Here is a 19536-nt window from a genome sequence, read left to right on the forward strand (position 1 = left end):
CAAGGTAAAAATGACTATAATTGAAAATAACAATAGTCCAACGAGTAAGTTAAGCGCTTTCTCCAATCATTCTAAAAGATAAACAGCTTCAATTCAATGTCATAAAATGTAGGGCAAAATCAAAATATGGATAGGTAAATATGCATAAAAGATCCTTCCCCTGCTCAATCTGTCGCAAGCGTACAGATCATGGCAAAGTAAGGATCTCATTCGGGCCATTCTATGCCGCTGAAGGCGGTTAAACCTGCTTATCAAACCAATTGTAAAAGTATTGATTAATATATTGCCCCGCCAGCATGTATGGCATCGTTTCTTCCTCAACAAAATTTTCCCTGCCTCTGATGCTAAAATAAAGCCACAGCGCGATCCCTCCGGAAAATGACTCAGGATGATAAGCAGCTCCATTCAGGAGGCTCGAAATAGTACCCATACAATCCTCGATCGCGTCTTCGCCTTCAGGATGATACGCTTTTAGCTTTATTTTCAGATAGGAATAAATATAAGGAAACTCCTTGCTGCCGGCTAATATGGAGCTATAGAGCGCAGTCGAAATGGATGCTGCCATAATACCCGTTTTCCACTGCTCTGCCTTATCCTTTAAAGAAACATCGTCCTTAAACCTTTCCAGCAGATCATTATACAGTGTATCCTTCAACGAGAACAACTCTGCATATAACCGCCGTGAGCTTTGCTTGAGCGAAGACTCCTCATTCTTGTGCTGATTCATTCAACCGCCTACTTCCCCTATTTGCTCAGGTTTGCGTTACAGCTTCTAGTTTACTGCATACAAATTGGAGAATGCAAAAAACTTTTCTTAGAAGCATAAAAAAGCCCGTTGCGACTTATCGCAGCAGGCTTCATTCCCATCCTATTTGACACGCACGACCTCGGTCCCCGCGATAAAATCATGAATGGCCCGCTTATCCTCGCGTAATCCAACCATAAATGCGCTGACGATGACCGCTATCCCCAAAGTTACTGCATATACAAGCCCGCCGACAACGTTGCGCAGTAGCATGGTACCTATTCCAGGCGATGAGCCGTCAAGCTTTCTAATCTGAATACTGCAAATCCGTTTGCCGATTGTGTAACCGTTCCAAAATACCGGAAGCAATAACGAATAGAGGAATGAAATCACATCTGTAAAAAATTCTCTTCCCTCAAACCCTCCTGAAATTAACCAAGAAATAAAAAATAACGGAATGCCAACAATTAAACCATCCAATAAAGAAGCTCCTAATCGAATCCAAAATCCTGCGTTCATGAGAAATCCCTCCAACAATGCTTTAATGTTGTTGCCCGATGCGCAATGCTAACCAATAAAGCGGTTTTCACTCATCGAATAAGATGTATGCGGTACAGGGATAGATGTATGACAGAATAAATTAACTTTCAAAGTGAGACACTACTGATTACCATTACTATCCTCATTAAAAGGTGGTTTTATTAACTCGTGAATTCTGCCAATGATTTATTGATCAAAAAAGCCTATGCCAAGCCTAGCTTGAGACAAAATATAGTTAACAAGGGCATGATCTGCCTTTATTGCGATTACTCTGGTTTTGCTGCACAAAATAACTATGGAATAGCTTGCTGCTTTGTCTACAACCGGACGATAAATGTTACCGCCAAAAAATTGCAAATTGAACAAGACGGAGGTTCAAATTACGGCGAGCTGCAAGCGATCGTATACAGTCTTGAAATTCTCGCTGAAGCACTAACCGAGCATCAACCGAAACTCGCTGTCATATTTACGGATTGCAGCAGTATAGCAAAAATTTTATCAAAACCTCACTTCTCACATCAGTATTATGAACAAGCAAGGTATGAAATATTGGCTGCGATACATCACCTGAATAATAGGTTCCCTGAGGTTGAAGTAATCGTAAAGTACATTAGCAGTCACAAGAAAAATAATGCTCTGCACAGATTGGCTCATAATGCTGCCAGAGATGCTGCTAGCAGACAAGAGTAGTGTGACGATCGAAAAAACCTCCTTCGCCAAAATCTGATTTAGTCAGATTTTGCAAAGGAGGTTTTTTCGGCTTGTGCATAATGCACATCGTATGTACTTCGTGAAAACCATTGATTCCTCAAGGTTTTCCAGGTATGCCGAGGACGGGAATCGAACCCGTACGGTGGTCACCCACCGCAGGATTTTAAGTCCTGTGCGTCTGCCAGTTCCGCCACCCCGGCATGTTGTGAAGGTTTTGCTAATGGTGGGCCCTGAGGGACTCGAACCCCCGACCAATCGGTTATGAGCCGACCGCTCTAACCAACTGAGCTAAGGGCCCTCGAAAAACGTCTATTTCAACGTATTCATCGAAAGGTTGGTTGCGGGGGCAGGATTTGAACCTGCGGCCTTCGGGTTATGAGCCCGACGAGCTACCGGGCTGCTCCACCCCGCGACGTATTTCCATTTGAGCAAAGCTTCTTGAAATGGCGACATAAAATAATATACTATATGGAGGTGTTTTAAGTCAAGCAAAATATTCTAATTTATTTTTTTATGTTTTTTAAGGAATAAATCTAACGCCGAAACGCCCTTTGCGCGACTTGAAAACCTCAACCTCACGCGGGCATTCGTAGCCGTAAACCCACCAGTCATTTTCCATTCTTCTAACCAGGCACCCAGCTTGAAACTTCGTTTCGTATAGGCGAACCCAGTACACCCATCTCATGCGAATCACCCACTGTCTGATAGGATAAGCAGCTGTTCTGCCGCCTCAATAAAGGTTATATCCATTAGAATGCCCCAAAATTGGGATAATAAATGCAAATCGGGTATACTCAAATTAGGTCATTATGAAGGAGCTGAAGACAATGTTATATGGAATCGTCGTTTTTCCGGAAAAGCATGTGCAAGATAACGCGAATAACTGGCGAAGACGCCATGATCCGCATTACTCAGCAATCCCTGCTCATCTGACAATACGAGAAGAAGAGGAATGGAACGATGTCGAGCTGCAGCTTGCTGTTGCTCATTTAGAGCGGGTAACGTCTGCGATACCGGCTTTCTCCATTTATTTTAACCGAGTATCTACCTTCTATCCGGTCAATCATGTGCTCTATCTGGCGCTTCAGGATACAGCCTCGATGCAGAAGCTCCATGAGGACGTATGCAGCGGTCCATTAACAATCGAAACGCCTAAATACGTTTTCACGCCGCATCTCACGATCGGGCAGCAGCTTTCGGCTGATGAGCTTCACGATCTATATGGCAATCTGCGTATGCAGTCCATTGACTTCACTTCAAAAATCGATCGCGTTCATTTGCTTTATCAAACCGATAACGGCTCTTGGACCGCTTATCAATCGTTTCTGCTAAGAGGATAGACCTAAAAATAACCTAACGCGTAAAAGCCCGCAAACGACACTCAGGCCGATTGCGGGCTTTCTGCGATTTTGCTAATTAATCACCCATCGGCTTTACATCGATTGCGCCGCCTCCGCCGTCCATGCCCCCGTTCGGATTCGTCTTCAAGCGTTCCAGCACTGCGTTGCCGCGTGTCTCCCACTCGGCAAGCGCCTCGCGTGATGTCTTCGTTCCTTTGATTACTTCCTGGAATAACTCATAGCCTGGATTTTGAGCTTCCCAAATACCTGGTTTTTCACGATAAAGTTTAGCCGCATCCGTGCTTGTAGGCGGCAGAGGCTTAAGCGTCGTAAATGCTTCCATGTTGTATTGCATGCCGCCGATTGGCTTCAAGAACTCTTTACGCGCTACCATTTCGTAAAGGCTTCGCGATTTCAGCTTAGCCCATTCCTTGCTGTTCGAGTATTTAATAAAATCCCAAGCGTCTTTATCATTTTGCGCCTTGCTGTTGATACCCATCAGTTGACTAAGATTAATGCTGCCGCCGGCATCCGGATCGTTAGGATGTACAGGCACGGTTACGACATCCCAGTCAACAGGTTCAAAATCTTTGATTTTCGAAGCGTTGTCTGCCGCTCTCTTAAGCTCGTTAATATAGCCGTAATCGCCGATTGTCATCGCTACTTTGCCTTTGATAAACAAATCGCCATAGAAAGGATCATTGACGCCTGCAGCGTTTTGCTTCTCATAAATCTTCTGCATGTATTCCTGAGTCGGAATAATTTCTTCTTTGTAAAGCGAGGATACGGAATTCCATACCTGTTCCCATTGATCGCTGTTTACGAGCATTTTCTCGCCTTTGTCATCCCACATTTTCAATTGCAGCGCTTGGCTGTAAACTTGCGTATCATTAAAGCCGTCGGATGGCCAACGGTTGAACGAGAAGCCGAATTTACGATCCTCGCCTTCTCCTTTGGCAACTTGACGGGCCAAGTTAAGAACGTCTGCCCACTGCATCTTATCAGTTGGAGGCTGTATGCCCGCATCGGCGAACAATTTTTTATTGTAATAAAGCGCAGAAGAGCTGAACGTAGGCGTTAATGCGTACAGATTACCGTCGCCTGCCGCCTTAATACCGTCAATAACAGTTGGAACATAATCGCTTAAATCAAATTTATCCTGCGTCACAAGCGGATCAAGCGGCTGAAGCAGATTGTCTTGCGTCAGGCGGCGAAGCATGTTGTAGTCCAGGACGACCACATCAACCGGATTTTGACCGTTTAGCATCTCTTTCATTTTCTCGTAAGGATCCGGCTGCGTTACCGGCTTGGATGGATCTTGCTGCTCGAAACGTTGATCATCATAGTTGATTGCGCCAACGATTTCAAACTCGATGTTCGGATGGGACATTTCGTACATATCTGTGTATTGCTGACGGAAATAAGGCTCGTTATCCGATCCGCCGTAAAGCACGCCAACCCGTAATACCCGTTTTTCAGCGGACTCTTCAGAGCCGCTGCTGCACGCAGCCAGCAGGCTTATAAGCAAAGCAAGGGTCAAGCTAACCAAAGCAAATTTACGAATCCGCATTCCTGACAACCGTTTGTTATCCATCCGATTTAACCCCCCAATGATTTAGGCGGAGTAATAATAATCCGCTCACCGTCAAACTCCATCGTTGCTTTGTCTTTAATGTTTAATGCGGATAAATATTCCTTAGGCACTTGCAACCGTCCGACCCGATCTACGACGACAAAGGCTTCATGCACAGCTTGCAGTCCGCTGGCAACAGCCGGAAGCTCTGCCTCACCTCCATCAAGATTAATATTCGGATTTCGTTTAATAAACTCGGTGCTCGTTAAACCGTCGCGAATCGCAACGACCCGATCGACCTTGCTCGCGAGCGTCAAGTCATGCGTAACGATCACGATCGTAATGCCGATCTCGCGGTTCAGCCTGCGGAAAATGCCCATAATTAAATCGGAGGTTGTTGTATCGACAGAGCCTGTCGGCTCATCGGCCAGCAGCAGCTTTGGACGGTTCGACAGCGAAATCGCAATCGCGACCCTTTGCTGCTCCCCGCCTGATAGTTGATGGAGCTTGTTATGCATGCGCTCTTTCAAACCGACCCATTCAAGCAGCTGTTTCGCATATGCGCGATCAACTTTGCCCGATAACATCATCGGCATTTCCACATTTTCAAGCGCGGAGAGGTAAGGCAGCAGGTTGCGGGCATTATTTTGCCAAATAAACCCTACCGTTTCCCGCTTGTACTGCACGAGATCCTCTTCGCTAATTTTGAGCAGATCCCATGGCCCAACATGCACCTGTCCGGCAGAGGGGCGGTCAAGACCGCCCAACGTATTCAGAAGCGTAGATTTCCCGCTGCCGCTGTTGCCGATGATGGCCATGAGCTCGCCTTCGTTTACTTTTAAGTTCAAGCCTTGAAGAGCGACGACCTCCAGATCGTCTGTCTTGTAAATCTTCACCAGACCTTCGCAATCGATCATCGCTGTTGTCATCGTTCCTCTCCCATCTTAACCGCTTGATGCACTCTCAGCCTGCGAATATGCAGGAAGAGAAGCAATGCTCCGACCAGCATCATGAATCCGACTACGACGAACAATTGATTCGTGTCGCTCGATTCGAATACGACCCGGAACGGCGGTACGGTTTCTTCAACATTTTCAGTCGTCTGCAGGAATGGCAGGAAGAGCATGCTGACCGCTTTCCCGATTAAGACTCCCAGACCTATCGCAAGACCGGCTGTGAAAAGCTGCTCTAGCAGAAGCATACCGGTAAGCTGTTTACGCGATAATCCCATCGCGCGCAAAACCCCAAACTGGACGACACGGCCGGATAAGTTAAAGAACCAAAAGAGTACATAGCCTGCTAAAGTTATGATTACGGAAACGAGAAAGCCTAAGCTCAATATGCCGAAGACGCCGCCTCTGGTCGGGAGCTTTGATTGCGAGATCAGCTCGCTCCTGACATCTTTAACGGACGCAATCTCTATACCCGCCTTCTGCAGCTCCTGAACGATAGGCGCAACTTTTGCATCAGGCTTCATCTTCAGCCATACCTCATAAGGGATGATCGGAAGCTGATCGTAAATATAATCCAGATTCGTAATGATAAACGGCGATTTGTCCGGATATTGGCTAGGCCAGTAAGGCAATATCCCTACCACTACAAAATCGACTTTGCCTTCCGGGAAGCCGACCGATACAGGATCATTCAGCTTCAGCTGATACTTCTCGGCTACCTTTGAAGGAATAAGTGCAGCATGCTCAGACAGACCTAGATTATTTAAATAATAAAACGGATGTACGGGATATAAGTCGTTGCGGAACCATCCCACTTTGGCGAAATCCACGTTATCGATCCCCATGATTGTACCTTGACCGATTGATTTCCCTGAAATGACGACGCTCCCCTTCGTCTGTAAGACACGGGCTGCAGCTTCTACCCCATCCAGGGAACGAAATATCTCGAAAGGAGGTTCACTATACAAAATTTTCGTAGGCACGCTTTGACCCCCGCCCCCGGAGCCTCCGCCATTCCCTCCGCCGGTTCCACCACCGCCAGTTCCACCGCCGGTGCCGCCGCCGCTTCCCGGCTTCGTTACGGTCTCGGCAGTACCTTCCCAAACCGTTTGAACGGTAACGTCGGTTCCGTACTTATATAACGTCCGCTCCGTCGAGTTCAAATCGATCGTTCGGGCTGCCGATGCATTGTAAACGCCTAGTCCCAGCGTTAGCACTAATAAAATCATGAGCGGGTAATAGCCCTTTGACGATCGTGAAAGCTGAGTGAGCGTCAAATAAAGCGGCACAGGCAGAAACTTACGTCCAAGCCATGTGAAGAGACTTAATAGCCAAGGGAATAACCTTAGGAAAAATAATCCGAGTGCAAAAATCGAAATCGCCGGTACAAAAAACAGAAACGGTTGAACGTTTAATTGATCCGTTGTCATGCCTGTTTTGAATGTCAGCATTTGACGTTCATTGAACATATACCAGCCATAACCTGCAGCAGCCAGCAATAATACGTCGAGATACCAGCGCTGCCAACCAGGCTTACGGTCAGAGCGCGCCAGTTCCTGCTTGTAGCTGACGATTGATGATCTTGCATAAATGACAGCAGGAATAACCGTTGCAAGAAGTGCAAGCAAAACCGCCGCGCAGCCGGCGATTATAGCCTCCGTAGAGAAGCCGACCGGTATCGACTTTCGGTTGACGAAAGAGAGGAAGCCGTTGGCCGACCCGATACTCTTCGCCATAAACCAGCCGATAAAGGGACCGCTCGCAAGCGCAATACCGCCGAGCAGCAGACCTTCTAACAAATAGATCCATATAATTTGCCTTGTTCCTGCTCCCCTGCTGCGGAGCACGGCAATGTCGCTGCGCTGTTTATCAAGCGATTGGCGGGCGTTCATGGCAATGAAGAAAAATACCATGGCCAGCATTGGAGCAGCGAGAGTGAACAGAAGCGTTTGCAGCTGCAGGCTCTGCTTCTTAAATTCAGTAAGCGTGGACGCAAAGGAAATTTCTACTCTCGTATCCTTTAGGCGCTGGTACAATTCAATGTTCAAGCGCTCAAGCGTTCTGCCCAGCGGTGATAATTGGCTCGTTTGAATTTCCGATAAATCGAAGGCGTAATACCAGCTGGCATTATGAAGCGGAATGCCTTTCTTAGCCAGCAGCACCTTCTCAAATGCAACCTCACTGATTTGCAAAGTGTTCAGCAGGCTTTCCATCCCTTGATACCAGTATGAACTCGTATCAGTAAGCGGCTTAACCGCCCCGACGATTTTGACCCGCAACGTAAGGTCCAATCCGCCGTATACCGGATATTCAAAAACATCGCCGATATGTACATCGTTGCGGTACATGGCTTCCTCGAACATAACTGCTTCGAGCAGCTCACCATCCCCTTCAGCATTCACAAACCATCTGCCTTGAGTCAGCTCGGTGTTGGTCTCAAGACCCGACATCGTCATAATCGTCAGCTGGCGGTTACGCCCGGCATCGACCTTCGAAGAATCCTCAGGCACGACCTCCGTACTGCGGATGGAGTAGCTGTTAACAAACGTTTTAAAAGGAAAACCAATCTCCTTCGGCACTCCTTCAGAAATGTAACGTTCAAGCTCCGATAACGAAGGTAAATCCGTTTTCCCGCCAGCGGGTGATTGATACCTCATGAGCAGCGAACCGGCCGGTAAGCCAGCGCTCTTCTGCTGCAGCGATTCGGCTACGACTCTTTTGAGCGCGCCATCCGCGTACATCGGTATGCTCGTGGCAAATGCAACCGCTAAGGTCAGTCCCGCCAGCGTGCTTAACGTCAGCCAGCGTGTGTTCCACATTTTGCGAAACAAAAAACGAAACAACGGAATTCCCATCAGCTATCGACCTACAACTTTCTGCCCCGGCTTTAGGCCCTGCAGGATCTCAACCTGCGTCGCGGTTTGTTGACCGACCTCTACGTCCACCTCGCGCTTACCGTTTGCATCAATAACCTGCACATACGTACGGGAGCCGATCGAACGAAGCGTGGAAGGAGGAATAACGATGGCGTTTTCTGTTCGCTTCGTAATAATGTTAATGGACAATGGCGTACCGCGATTTAAGTTTTTTGGCAATTTGTTAAGATCGACGATTAAGTAGTCCTCAGGCCGCTCCGGCTTCGTTTCTTCCGGCAAACCGCCCGTTCCGCCGCCCGTATTCTGGTCGTCCGTCTTGACCGGGAGGAGCTTTACTTTGCCTGTAAAATTGCCCACATTGCTAATATTGGCTGCAACCTCCATGCCGACGGCCACTTTTTCAAGCTCCGTTTTGGTTAGCTTCGCAGCTGCCGTTATTTTGCTCGTGTCAGCTACGATCGCAATCGGCGCATAGGCCTTAATTAAATCGCCCTTCTGTACATTCAGCGTAACGATCGTTCCGCTGAATGGCGCCTTCAAGCTTGCCTTGGCGATCTCCTCTTCCATATCGACCAGCTTCTGCTTGCGTTCCTCGAATGCAATCGATTTCTCCTCGAATTCGATCGGGTCCATCTCATCGCGCTGACGCAGCGTCTCCTTCATCGCAATTTCCTCTTTCTTAAAAGAAAGCCTTTCCATACGCAGCGTCTTGACCAAATCGTCAACGTCCAGCTCACCGATAACTTGACCGGCTTTTACCGCCTCACCCGCTTTCACATACAGCTCCTTCAAATGCTTGCCGTCCAATGTGAAAAATAAGGTCTCTTCCTCTAAGGAGATCAGCTTGCCAATGACTTGCACCTTCGTCTCAAGTGTCGCTGTCGTCACCTCATACTCCGGTCTTTTGGATATTTGCGGCGGAGAGATTTCAGGCAAAACCTCCTCCTCTTCCTCCGCAGGAAGCAATGAACATCCGCTTGCGAATACTAAAGATACACTCATAACAACAACCATTGAACGTTTAAATAAATTTCCCGTCCACCATTTCATAGACATGGTCGGCAACCTCCAAAATCGTAGGATCATGTGTAGTCATACAAATAGTAACTTGTTCAGTGCGAATGATATTTTGGAAAACTGCCATAATTTGAGCCGACATACCTGAATCAAGCTCTGCTGTAGGCTCATCGGCCAGCAGCAGCATCGGCTTGTGGGCGATCGCCTTAGCGATAGCTACGCGCTGCTGCTCGCCGCCCGAAAGCTCGAAAGGCCGATGATTCATACGCCGCTCGAGTCCAACCAGCTCAAGGCACTCTGCGACTCTATCCTTCCACTGTGCACGCGGAACGCCAGCCATGCGGAGGGAAAGCTCGACATTCTCCCGCGCGGATAAAAGGGGCATTAGAGCGAAGGCCTGAAAGATAAAGCCCATATGCTGACGCCTAACGATCGTTCGCTGATTGTCGCTCATACTGTGAAAAGGCAGGCCATTGAACAAAATCTCACCCCTGCTGGGAGTATCCAGCCCGCCCAAGCAATTCAGCAGCGTCGTCTTGCCTGACCCCGATCTGCCTTTAAGCATAACTAACTGGCGCTCCTTGAGCTCCATATGAATGCCCTTTAATACATGCAGCGGCGAACCTCCTACTTGAAAAGTACGCTCTACATCCGTAACGGTAAGTAGATTACGCCTTTCTTCAACGGGTTCGAGCCGCGCTTCAGTTGTCTCTTCTTCTTCAAGTGGAATGGCCATTAGCGCTTCCGATCCCTCCTCAACCAGCTTTCATAATTCTCATCTTACATGATAGACGAAGGACATGCTCAAAAAGTTACGTCAAAATTAAACAACTTTTCAAAACAATTGGAAACAAAAAAAGCTGCTGTAAGCGAATGCTTTCGCATCACACTGACAGCAGCTTTTGGCTTCATTGCTTCACCATTTATTAATTATTTGCCAAAGGATTGCGGATCTTGTCTCCACGCCTGCAAAGCGGCTACATCTTCAGGAGCTACTTTGCCCAGCTCAACAGCCGTTTGAATCAACGCGCTGTAGTTAGACAGCGTTTCAAGCGGCATTTGCTCAGCTGCAAAGGCTTGAATAGCCGTATCGAATTCATATGTGAAAATAGCGAGCACAGCCGATACTTCTGCGCCGGCTTCACGAACGGCAAGCGCCGCTTTCAGCGAGCTGCCGCCTGTCGAGATCAAATCCTCGATGACAACGACCTTTTGGCCAGGAAGAACTCGTCCTTCTATCTGGTTTTGCTTGCCGTGGCCCTTCGCTTTATCACGAATATACGCCATCGGCAAATTAAGCTTTTGCGCAACCCATGCCGCATGAGGAATACCCGCCGTTGAAGTTCCGGCAATGACCTCCGCATCCGGATAACGCTCGCGAATAATCGCAGCGAAGCCTTCCGCAACGAGATCGCGAATAGCAGGGTACGTCATTGTAAGACGATTGTCGCAATAAATCGGCGATTTAATGCCGGACGTCCATGTGAATGGCTCACTTGGACGCAGGGCTACCGCTTCAATTTCAAGCAAGCTCTTGGCAATTTGGTTAGGCAATTCGGTTAATGTCAATTTACTCATAGGATGTCAGCTCCTCAATAATAGATTCTAATGCAGCACGCGGGCTCGGTGCCGCAGTAATGGGACGACCGATAACCATATAGTCGGTGCCTTGACGCAATGCCTCGCTTGGCGTCATGATGCGCGATTGATCGTTAACGTCAGCGCCTGCCGGCCGGATGCCGGGCGTCACCGTTTTGAAAGCAGCGCCGCATGCCGCTTTGATCGCTTCAACCTCGGAAGGTGATGCGACTACGCCGTCGAGCCCAGCCTTTTTTGTAAGCTCCGCATAACGCAGCACTGCCGACTCCACTGTACCGCTTATACCGATCTGCTCATTCAGCATCGATTGGCTTGTGCTTGTCAATTGCGTAACGGCGATAACGGTCGGTTTGCAAAGGCCGCTGCCCGTAAGCGCGATGTCCACGCCTTCAAGCGCTGCCTCAAGCATAGCGCTGCCGCCTGCCGCATGAACGTTGAACATATCCACGCCAAGCTTGGTCACGCTGCCTGCTCCACCTTTGACCGTATTCGGAATATCATGCATTTTGACATCGAGAAAAACGTAGTAGCCGCGCTCTTTCAAGCTCTGCACAAATGAAGGACCTGCGGCGTAAAACAGCTGCATCCCTACTTTCATATAACAAGGAATGCCCTGAAGCTCGGCTATTAATCGTTCTGCCGCTGCTGCCTCCGGATAATCCAGCGCAACCATAATCCGTCCTGCGGCTTGCTCGTTCGTCAACTTCATCCGTAATCTCTCCATTTCTCTGTTCATTTGCATAATAAACGGCCATCCGCCCTGCTCCATGCTATCATTCGCAAGGCTGGGAGCCCTGTGAATGATAGCGGAGCCATGACGCTGGCCGTACTTTTAAGCTGCAATGAGCCTAATTCTTTTGAAGCAGCACTGGCATGGAGCGTGAGGAGAAGTTTAACGTTTCGAGCATGATTAGCAATGCACGAACAGTATCGAGCGATGTCATACAAACAACGCCATTCTCAACCGCTTCACGACGGATCCTAAAGCCGTCACGCTCTGGTGTTTTACCTTTGGTGAGCGTATTAACGACAAAGTGTGCTTGCCCTTCGCGTACAAGATCTAGAATGTTCGGTGAGCCTTCGCTTAGCTTATTGACAGTCGTAACAATCAAGCCGGCATCCTCAAGAACCTTCGCAGTTCCGCCTGTTGCGATAATTTTGTAGCCAAGATTGAAGAAGCCGCGAAGCAGCTCAGTTGCTTCTTCCTTATCTTTATCCGCTACCGTAGCAATAATGGCGCCTGTTGTCGGAATTTTCATTCCTGCACCGATGAGACCTTTGTACAATGCTTTCGCATATTGCACATCGCGGCCCATAACTTCACCCGTCGATTTCATCTCAGGTGTCAAAGTCGGGTCAACGCGGCGCAGCTTCGCGAAGGAGAACACTGGAACTTTAACCGATACATACTCATCCTCAGGCCACAAGCCTTCCACATAACCAAGCTCTGTAAGCTTCGTACCGAGAATCGCTTTTGTTGCTAGGTTAGCCATTGGAATATTCGTTACTTTGCTCAGGAATGGAACGGTACGCGACGAACGCGGATTAACTTCGATTACGTACACTTTATCTTGGTGAATAACGAACTGGATATTGCAAAGTCCGACTACATTCAATGCTTTCGTGATGCTGATCGTAATATCGACGATTTGTTTCTTAATATCATCCGAAAGTGATTGTGGCGGGTATACCGCGATCGAGTCGCCGGAGTGAACCCCTGCGCGTTCTACATGCTCCATAATCCCTGGAATAAGAACCGTTTCGCCATCGCAGATCGCGTCGACCTCTGCTTCTTTTCCGAGCATGTAACGGTCAATCAATACCGGGTGCTCCGGGTTGATTTTCACGGCAACCTCCATGTAGTTAAGCAGCTCTTCATCCGAGTATACGATTTCCATTGCACGGCCGCCGAGTACGTAAGACGGACGGACAAGTACGGGATAACCTAGGCCTTGTGCTGTAACAACCGCTTCATCTACAGAAGTAACGGTTTTACCTTCAGGCTGTGCGATGTTCAAGCCGCGAAGCAATGCTTCGAACTTTTTGCGGTCTTCCGCTGCGTCGATGCTTTCAAGGCTGGAGCCGAGAATGCGAATGCCTGCTTTGGAAAGCGGCGCCGCAAGGTTAATTGCTGTTTGACCGCCAAATTGGACAATGACGCCAATCGGGTTCTCTTGCTCAATCACGTTCATTACATCCTCGAAGAACAGCGGTTCAAAGTACAGTCTGTCGGATGTGCTGAAGTCAGTAGATACCGTTTCCGGGTTATTGTTAATAATAACCGCTTCGTAGCCGGCGTTTTGGATCGCCCATACGGCATGAACCGTCGAGTAATCGAACTCGATGCCTTGGCCGATACGAATCGGACCGGAACCAAGTACGAGCACTTTTTGTTTGTCTGTTACGGTAACTTCATTTTCTACTTCATATGTCGAATAGTAATACGGCGTCGACGCTTCGAATTCAGCGGCGCAGGTATCAACCATTTTGTATACCGGTTTCAGGTTAAGCTGAATGCGCAATGCGCGTACTTCTTCTTCTGTTGTATGGCTGCCGTTCGGGAAGCCCTCGCGGCGGATTTCTGCGATCGAACGATCGGAGAAGCCTTTGCGTTTTGCTTCGTACAACGTTTGTTGATTAAGCGTTGACTCGCTGCGCATACGGTCTTCAAAAGCTACAATCGATTGAATTTTATCAAGGAACCACCAATCGATGTTTGTAATCGTCTGAATTTCTTGAAGCTTATAGCCGCGGCGGAACGCTTCTGCTACGAGGAACATGCGCTCATCATCCGGTTTCGCAAGACGTGTCCGCAGAACAGTGTCGTCCAGGGAAGAAGCTTCTTTCAGATGGATGCGGTGTGCGCCGATTTCGAGCGAGCGAACCGCTTTATGAATCGATTCCTCGAAGGTGCGGCCGATTGCCATAACTTCGCCGGTTGCTTTCATTTGCGTACCCAGTTTACGGTTCGCATTAACGAATTTGTCAAATGGCCAGCGCGGAATTTTCGATACGATATAGTCGAGCGTTGGCTCGAAGCACGCGTATGTTTGACCCGTAACCGGGTTTACAAGCTCATCAAGCGTATAGCCAATCGCGATTTTCGCAGCCATTTTCGCAATCGGGTAGCCCGTTGCTTTGGATGCAAGTGCCGACGAGCGGCTAACACGCGGATTTACTTCGATAACATAATATTGATAGCTTTGCGGATCAAGCGCGAACTGAACGTTACAGCCGCCCTCAATGTTAAGCGCGCGAATGATTTTTAACGATGCCGAGCGCAGCATTTGATACTCGCGGTCGGACAAAGTTTGGCTAGGCGCTACGACAATACTGTCGCCAGTATGTACGCCAACCGGATCAAAGTTTTCCATGTTACAAACGACGATACAGTTGTCGTTCGCATCACGCATAACTTCATATTCAACTTCCTTCATGCCGGCGATCGATTTCTCGATCAAGCACTGGCTGATCGGGCTGTAACGAATACCGGAAGCAACCGTCTCGCGCAGCTCCTCTTCGTTCGCGCAAATACCGCCGCCCGTTCCGCCGAGCGTATAAGCAGGACGAACGATGATTGGGTAGCCGATCGAATTAGCAAAGCTGATTGCTTCCTCGACAGTCGTTACGATATCGCTATCAGGTACCGGCTGCTCCAGCTCGCGCATCAGATCACGGAACAAATCGCGATCCTCCGCTTTCTCAATGGCAGTCAACTGCGTTCCGAGCAGCTTGACGTTCTCGCGTTCCAGAACGCCGGCGCGAGCAAGCTCAACCGCCATGTTAAGGCCGGTTTGACCGCCAAGCGTCGGGAGCAATCCGTCCGGACGCTCTTGGCGAATAATTTGGGAGACGAAATCAAGCGTAATAGGCTCGATGTATACTTTGTCTGCCATGTTCGTGTCTGTCATGATGGTAGCCGGGTTACTGTTTATAAGAACAACCTCGTAGCCCTCTTCCTTGAGCGCTTGGCAAGCTTGTGTGCCGGCGTAATCGAATTCAGCCGCTTGTCCGATAACGATCGGACCGGATCCGATCACGAGAATTTTTTTGAGTTCATTATTTTTGGGCATACTGAAGCTCTCCTTTCAACGTCTCCGATAACACAGCTTGACGAGGTTTTTGTGGGTTATTTTTCTTGTGCGTACGGATCATCTCCAGGAACTCATCGAACAAATAGCTGGAATCGTATGGACCAGGAGCCGCTTCCGGGTGATATTGAACCGAGAAAGCCGGGAATGTGTTATGCTTCAATCCTTCGATCGTGCGGTCATTGTTATTTATATGCGTAACAGTCAATGGCGTATTGTTCACAGACTCTTCAAGAACGGTGTAACCATGATTTTGAGAAGTAATGAAGCAGCGGTTAGTCGCTAATTCTTTTACCGGGTGGTTTCCGCCGCGGTGTCCGAATTTCAACTTTGTTGTTTCAGCTCCGCAAGCTAGCGCGAACAACTGATGGCCTAGGCAAATACCGAAGATCGGATATTCGCCGAGCAGCTCGGAAATCATTTTTACCGCGTATGGCACATCCTGCGGATCCCCAGGACCATTGGACAATTGAATGCCGTCCGGTGCTAATCGGCGAATTTCGTCTGCAGTTGTGTTATGAGGAACAACGACTACATCGCAGCCGCGTTTTGTAAGCTCGCGCAAAATACCGCTTTTAGCACCGAAGTCAACGAGTACGATGCGCTCGCCTTCACCAGGGCTTGAAAATAGATTAGGTGTCGAAGTGCGTGCCACTTGATCTGTCATCAGCTTCGAAATGTTAAGACGCTCAGCAAGCTCTTCCACGCGCTCGTTGCCTGTCGTGATCAAGCCCTTCATCGTGCCGTAATTACGCAGCTTGCGGGTAAGCATCCGTGTATCGATATCGCTAATGCCCGGAATGCCGTATTCTTTCAGAAGCTGGCCAAGCGAATATTGAGCGCGCCAGTTGCTTGGAACTTCTTCATGACGGCGAACGACGAAGCCATGAATGAAAGGGCGAACCGCTTCAAAATCATCGCGTGTAATGCCGTAGTTACCAATTAGAGGGTATGTCATCGTAACGATTTGACCGCAGTAGGACGGATCGGAGAGAACCTCTTGATATCCTGTAATACCCGTATTAAATACAACCTCGCCCATCATTTGCGCTTCTGCACCGAACGAAAGGCCCGTAAACAATGTACCGTCTTCCAACAATAATCTTGCTTGCATCCGTATCACTCCTCAGGTGTTGATTGTTCCCCATATATAGGCTTAAGAAAGTAGTTAATTGTTATTATTCTGACCAAACGACAGCGCCATCAACAATAGTTGCTACCGGCCAGCCGCTAAGCTTCCAGCCGCCGAAAGGCGTATTGCTGCTCTTTGAAGCGAATGTGCCCGGATCAACGGTACGCTCGCTGTTCAAATCCACGATCGTAATGTCGGCAGGCGCACCTTGTTCTAAACGTCCGGTCGGAAGACGGAAGACGCGAGCCGGATCCGCAGTCATGCGCTGCAACAGGAAGCCGAGTGTCCATTGTCCGGTTTGAACGAATTTCGTGTACAAGAGCGGGAAAGCCGTTTCGAACCCGACGATGCCGAAAGGTGCCAGCTGTACGCCGCGAGCCTTCTCTTCCGCGCTGTGCGGTGCATGATCGGTTACGACCATATCGATCGTTCCGTCTTCAAGCGCTTCAATAACCGCTTGAACATCGCGCGGCGTGCGGAGCGGAGGATTCATTTTCCAATTTGCATCATCCAAGCCCGGGATATCCTCATCAGACAAAATCAGATGATGCGGGCAAACCTCAGCGGTTACGCGGACACCGATTTGCTTAGCGAGACGAATCAGCCGTACCGATTGCTCTGTGCTCACATGGCATACATGGTAGTGAACACCTGTCGCTTCCGCAAGCAGCACGTCTCTGCCGACATGTATCGCTTCCGATTCATTCGGAATACCCTTTAAACCGTGCTTGCGGGAAAATTCGCCTTCTGATGCCCAAGCGCCTTCAACCAATGAGTCATCCTCGCAGTGTGCAATGATCGGCATATCCATCGATTTCGCAAGCGCCATTGCGTTCTTCATCATTTGAGCGTTTTGAACGCCTACACCGTCGTCAGTGAAACCGATCGCTCCCGCTTCTTTCAGAGAAGCAAAGTCGGTAAGCTCACGTCCGAGCTCATTTTTTGTAATGGACGCGTATGGCAGCACCTTAACGATACCAACCTGCTCCGCTTTATTCGTAATGTAGCGAACCGTCTCGGCCGTATCTGTTACCGGGCGAGTATTAGGCATGCAAGCGATCGTTGTGAACCCGCCCTTTGCAGCCGAACGAGTGCCAGTCGCGATATCTTCTTTATATTCAAACCCCGGATCGCGTAAATGAACGTGCATATCGATAAAGCCTGGCGATACTAGCATGCCCTGCGCATCGAAAATTTCTGAGCTGCCCGTATCCGGTGTTTGTGCGCCGTCTACGATTGCTTCGATTTTACCGTTTTCGATTCGAATATGCTTACTTTCTAAGCTGCCCGAAGTTTCGTTCCATACGTTGCCGTTTATAATCCACAATGACATTGTTATTTCACCCTCCGAATTTGTTCGGTTCTATGTTAATGCTGTTAGCTAAGTGCGCGCTCAATGACGGCCATTCGAACCGGAACCCCGTTTTCCATCTGCGGGAAAATGCGTGATTGCGGATGCTCAACCAGCTCGTCATCAATTTCTACGTTACGGTTGATTGGTGCAGGGTGCATGATGATCGCATGATTGGCAAGCTTGCTTGCTCGTTCCACCGTTAATCCGTAGTGCTCGCGGTAGCTCTCAGCGGAGCTCAGCATGCCGCTCTCATGACGCTCGAGCTGTACGCGCAGCATCATGACAACATCTGATTTTAAAGCTTCATCTATAGATACATAAGGTACATCCAGCTCCGATGCCTGCATGTTCGGCGGCGAACAGAAGTTCACGTTGACACCGAATTTTTGCAGCGCCCACAGGTTCGATCTCGCAACGCGGCTGTGCAGCACATCCCCGACAATCGAGACAGTCAATCCTTTGAGTTGTCCAAAATGCTTGCGCATCGTATACATATCGAGAAGCGCTTGAGTAGGGTGCTCATTGTTGCCGTCACCGGCGTTAACGAGCGGCACCTTGATTTTCGTTGCCAGCTCGGCAAGAACGCCGATTGGCTTCAGACGAATAATCCCAACGTCGATCCCCATCGATTCGAGTGTACGAACCGTATCGTAAATCGATTCGCCTTTCTGTACGCTCGATACTGCGGCTGAGAAGTTTAACACCTCTGTTCCGAGCCGTTTCTCTGCCACTTCGAAGGAAAAGCGTGTTCTCGTGCTATTTTCGAAAAACATATTGGCTGCGAATTTGCCTTGCATCGTTTTATGAACCTTGGTTGAATGATTTTCCCAATAAGCAGCGCGGTCGAGAATCGATTCAATCTCTTCTTTGCTTAGTTCTTTTAATCCGAGCAAACTCCGTTGTTTCAGCTTTGTCATCGTCATCCAGCCTGCCCCCTCTGGTTAATAATCGTAACTTGATCGATTTGATCGATTTCGGTAAGCGCCACTTCAATTTGCTCCTGTTTCGAGGTTGGCACATTCTTGCCGACAAAATCTGGCCTTATAGGCAGTTCACGATGTCCTCTGTCTACAAGCACCGCAAGCTGTATGCTTTGAGGCCGCCCGCAATCCATGAGCGCATCCATAGCCGCTCGAATGGTACGTCCCGTATACAGCACATCATCGAACAAGATAACCCGTTTGTCCTCCACCGTGAAGGGTACGCCATCCATGTCGCCAATTGCGGCTGCTACCTCCATGTCCGAAGAAATGCCGGCTTTGCGGTCATCGCGGTAAGGTGTGATGTCAAGCTCGCTTACGACCACCGGCTTGCCTTCAATTTCACCGATGCGTTCCGCTACCCGGCGTGCTAAGTATATCCCCCGCGTCCGAATACCGACGATCACGCAATTATCGATGCCTTTGTTCTTCTCCACGATTTCGTGAGCAATTCGCGTTAATGCCCGGCGAATCGCCGTTTCATCCATGATGACCAAATGCTCTTCTTCCGTCATTTCCGCTGACTCCTTCCATAATCGCCCAAATGCCAAGTTGCGACAAAAAAGCTCCTTGCATAATCGCAAGGAGCTTGTGAAAAGTCATGAAGAGATAGGGTACATGCCAC

Annotated in this window: 16 protein-coding genes and 3 tRNA genes; 2 read left to right on the forward strand and 17 right to left on the reverse strand. The window is 48.8% G+C overall.

The features are described from left to right. Window positions 1-238: 238 nt before the first annotated feature. Both AC0YNZ_RS02055 and AC0YNZ_RS02060 read right to left on the reverse strand, forming a co-directional pair. Complete coding sequence (locus AC0YNZ_RS02055) at window positions 239-727, reverse strand: hypothetical protein (protein ID WP_475825044.1); 489 nt, start codon at window positions 725-727, stop codon at window positions 239-241. 141 nt (window positions 728-868) lie between these two features. Further along, complete coding sequence (locus AC0YNZ_RS02060) at window positions 869-1264, reverse strand: RDD family protein (protein ID WP_475825045.1); 396 nt, start codon at window positions 1262-1264, stop codon at window positions 869-871. Between the two features lie 189 nt (window positions 1265-1453). Here AC0YNZ_RS02060 and AC0YNZ_RS02065 point away from each other — a divergent pair, with 189 nt between their 5' ends. Then, complete coding sequence (locus tag AC0YNZ_RS02065) at window positions 1454-1975, forward strand: RNase H family protein (protein ID WP_475825046.1); 522 nt, start codon at window positions 1454-1456, stop codon at window positions 1973-1975. 135 nt (window positions 1976-2110) lie between these two features. On the opposite strand, the gene AC0YNZ_RS02070 is transcribed toward AC0YNZ_RS02065, so the two are convergent. The 3 genes from AC0YNZ_RS02070 to AC0YNZ_RS02080 all read right to left on the reverse strand — a co-directional run bounded on the left by AC0YNZ_RS02070 (window position 2111) and on the right by AC0YNZ_RS02080 (window position 2408). After that, window positions 2111-2196: transfer RNA gene (locus AC0YNZ_RS02070), tRNA-Leu, on the reverse strand. A gap of 21 nt (window positions 2197-2217) precedes the next feature. Beyond that, window positions 2218-2294, reverse strand: a tRNA-Ile gene (locus AC0YNZ_RS02075). Between the two features lie 37 nt (window positions 2295-2331). Continuing rightward, window positions 2332-2408, reverse strand: a tRNA-Met gene (locus AC0YNZ_RS02080). Window positions 2409-2823: 415 nt separating this feature from the next. Between AC0YNZ_RS02080 and AC0YNZ_RS02085 the strand changes: the two genes are divergently transcribed. Continuing rightward, a complete protein-coding gene (locus AC0YNZ_RS02085) occupies window positions 2824-3336 on the forward strand; it encodes a 2'-5' RNA ligase family protein (protein ID WP_475825047.1) in 513 nt (170 codons plus the stop codon). Between the two features lie 76 nt (window positions 3337-3412). On the opposite strand, the gene AC0YNZ_RS02090 is transcribed toward AC0YNZ_RS02085, so the two are convergent. The 12 genes from AC0YNZ_RS02090 to pyrR all read right to left on the reverse strand — a co-directional run bounded on the left by AC0YNZ_RS02090 (window position 3413) and on the right by pyrR (window position 19426). Continuing rightward, window positions 3413-4930: an ABC transporter substrate-binding protein gene (locus AC0YNZ_RS02090; RefSeq protein WP_475825048.1), complete on the reverse strand. Its 1518-nt coding sequence runs from the start codon at window positions 4928-4930 to the stop codon at window positions 3413-3415. Window positions 4931-4935: 5 nt separating this feature from the next. Further along, the gene (locus tag AC0YNZ_RS02095; protein WP_475825484.1) at window positions 4936-5826 is read right to left on the reverse strand and encodes an ABC transporter ATP-binding protein; all 891 of its coding nucleotides are present in this window, start codon (window positions 5824-5826) and stop codon (window positions 4936-4938) included. Between the two features lie 8 nt (window positions 5827-5834). Then, window positions 5835-8717, reverse strand: a complete 2883-nt coding sequence (locus AC0YNZ_RS02100; RefSeq protein WP_475825049.1) for an ABC transporter permease — start codon at window positions 8715-8717, stop codon at window positions 5835-5837. A gap of 3 nt (window positions 8718-8720) precedes the next feature. Then, complete coding sequence (locus AC0YNZ_RS02105; RefSeq protein ID WP_475825050.1) at window positions 8721-9794, reverse strand: efflux RND transporter periplasmic adaptor subunit; 1074 nt, start codon at window positions 9792-9794, stop codon at window positions 8721-8723. Next, complete coding sequence (locus tag AC0YNZ_RS02110) at window positions 9760-10491, reverse strand: ABC transporter ATP-binding protein (protein ID WP_475825051.1); 732 nt, start codon at window positions 10489-10491, stop codon at window positions 9760-9762. The genes AC0YNZ_RS02105 and AC0YNZ_RS02110 overlap by 35 nt, the downstream gene beginning before the upstream one ends. Window positions 10492-10685: 194 nt before the next feature. Further along, window positions 10686-11333 (reverse strand): orotate phosphoribosyltransferase, encoded by a 648-nt coding sequence (gene pyrE, locus AC0YNZ_RS02115; protein ID WP_475825052.1) that lies wholly within the window; start codon window positions 11331-11333, stop codon window positions 10686-10688. Further along, window positions 11326-12063 (reverse strand): orotidine-5'-phosphate decarboxylase, encoded by a 738-nt coding sequence (gene pyrF, locus AC0YNZ_RS02120; RefSeq protein WP_475825053.1) that lies wholly within the window; start codon window positions 12061-12063, stop codon window positions 11326-11328. Before pyrF ends, pyrE begins: the two co-directional genes overlap by 8 nt. A 139-nt stretch (window positions 12064-12202) precedes the next feature. Continuing rightward, complete coding sequence (carB, locus tag AC0YNZ_RS02125; protein WP_475825054.1) at window positions 12203-15427, reverse strand: carbamoyl-phosphate synthase large subunit; 3225 nt, start codon at window positions 15425-15427, stop codon at window positions 12203-12205. Next, window positions 15414-16559, reverse strand: a complete 1146-nt coding sequence (gene carA / locus AC0YNZ_RS02130) for a glutamine-hydrolyzing carbamoyl-phosphate synthase small subunit (protein ID WP_475825055.1) — start codon at window positions 16557-16559, stop codon at window positions 15414-15416. Before carA ends, carB begins: the two co-directional genes overlap by 14 nt. A gap of 64 nt (window positions 16560-16623) precedes the next feature. Beyond that, window positions 16624-17910: a dihydroorotase gene (locus AC0YNZ_RS02135; protein ID WP_475825056.1), complete on the reverse strand. Its 1287-nt coding sequence runs from the start codon at window positions 17908-17910 to the stop codon at window positions 16624-16626. A gap of 44 nt (window positions 17911-17954) precedes the next feature. Further along, window positions 17955-18854, reverse strand: coding sequence for an aspartate carbamoyltransferase catalytic subunit (locus AC0YNZ_RS02140; RefSeq protein ID WP_475825057.1), 900 nt, complete (start codon window positions 18852-18854; stop codon window positions 17955-17957). Beyond that, window positions 18851-19426 (reverse strand): bifunctional pyr operon transcriptional regulator/uracil phosphoribosyltransferase PyrR, encoded by a 576-nt coding sequence (gene pyrR, locus AC0YNZ_RS02145; protein ID WP_475825058.1) that lies wholly within the window; start codon window positions 19424-19426, stop codon window positions 18851-18853. The genes AC0YNZ_RS02140 and pyrR overlap by 4 nt, the downstream gene beginning before the upstream one ends. Window positions 19427-19536 lie beyond the last annotated feature (110 nt).

The sequence above is a fragment of the Paenibacillus sp. J2L1-98 genome, assembly GCF_056269405.1.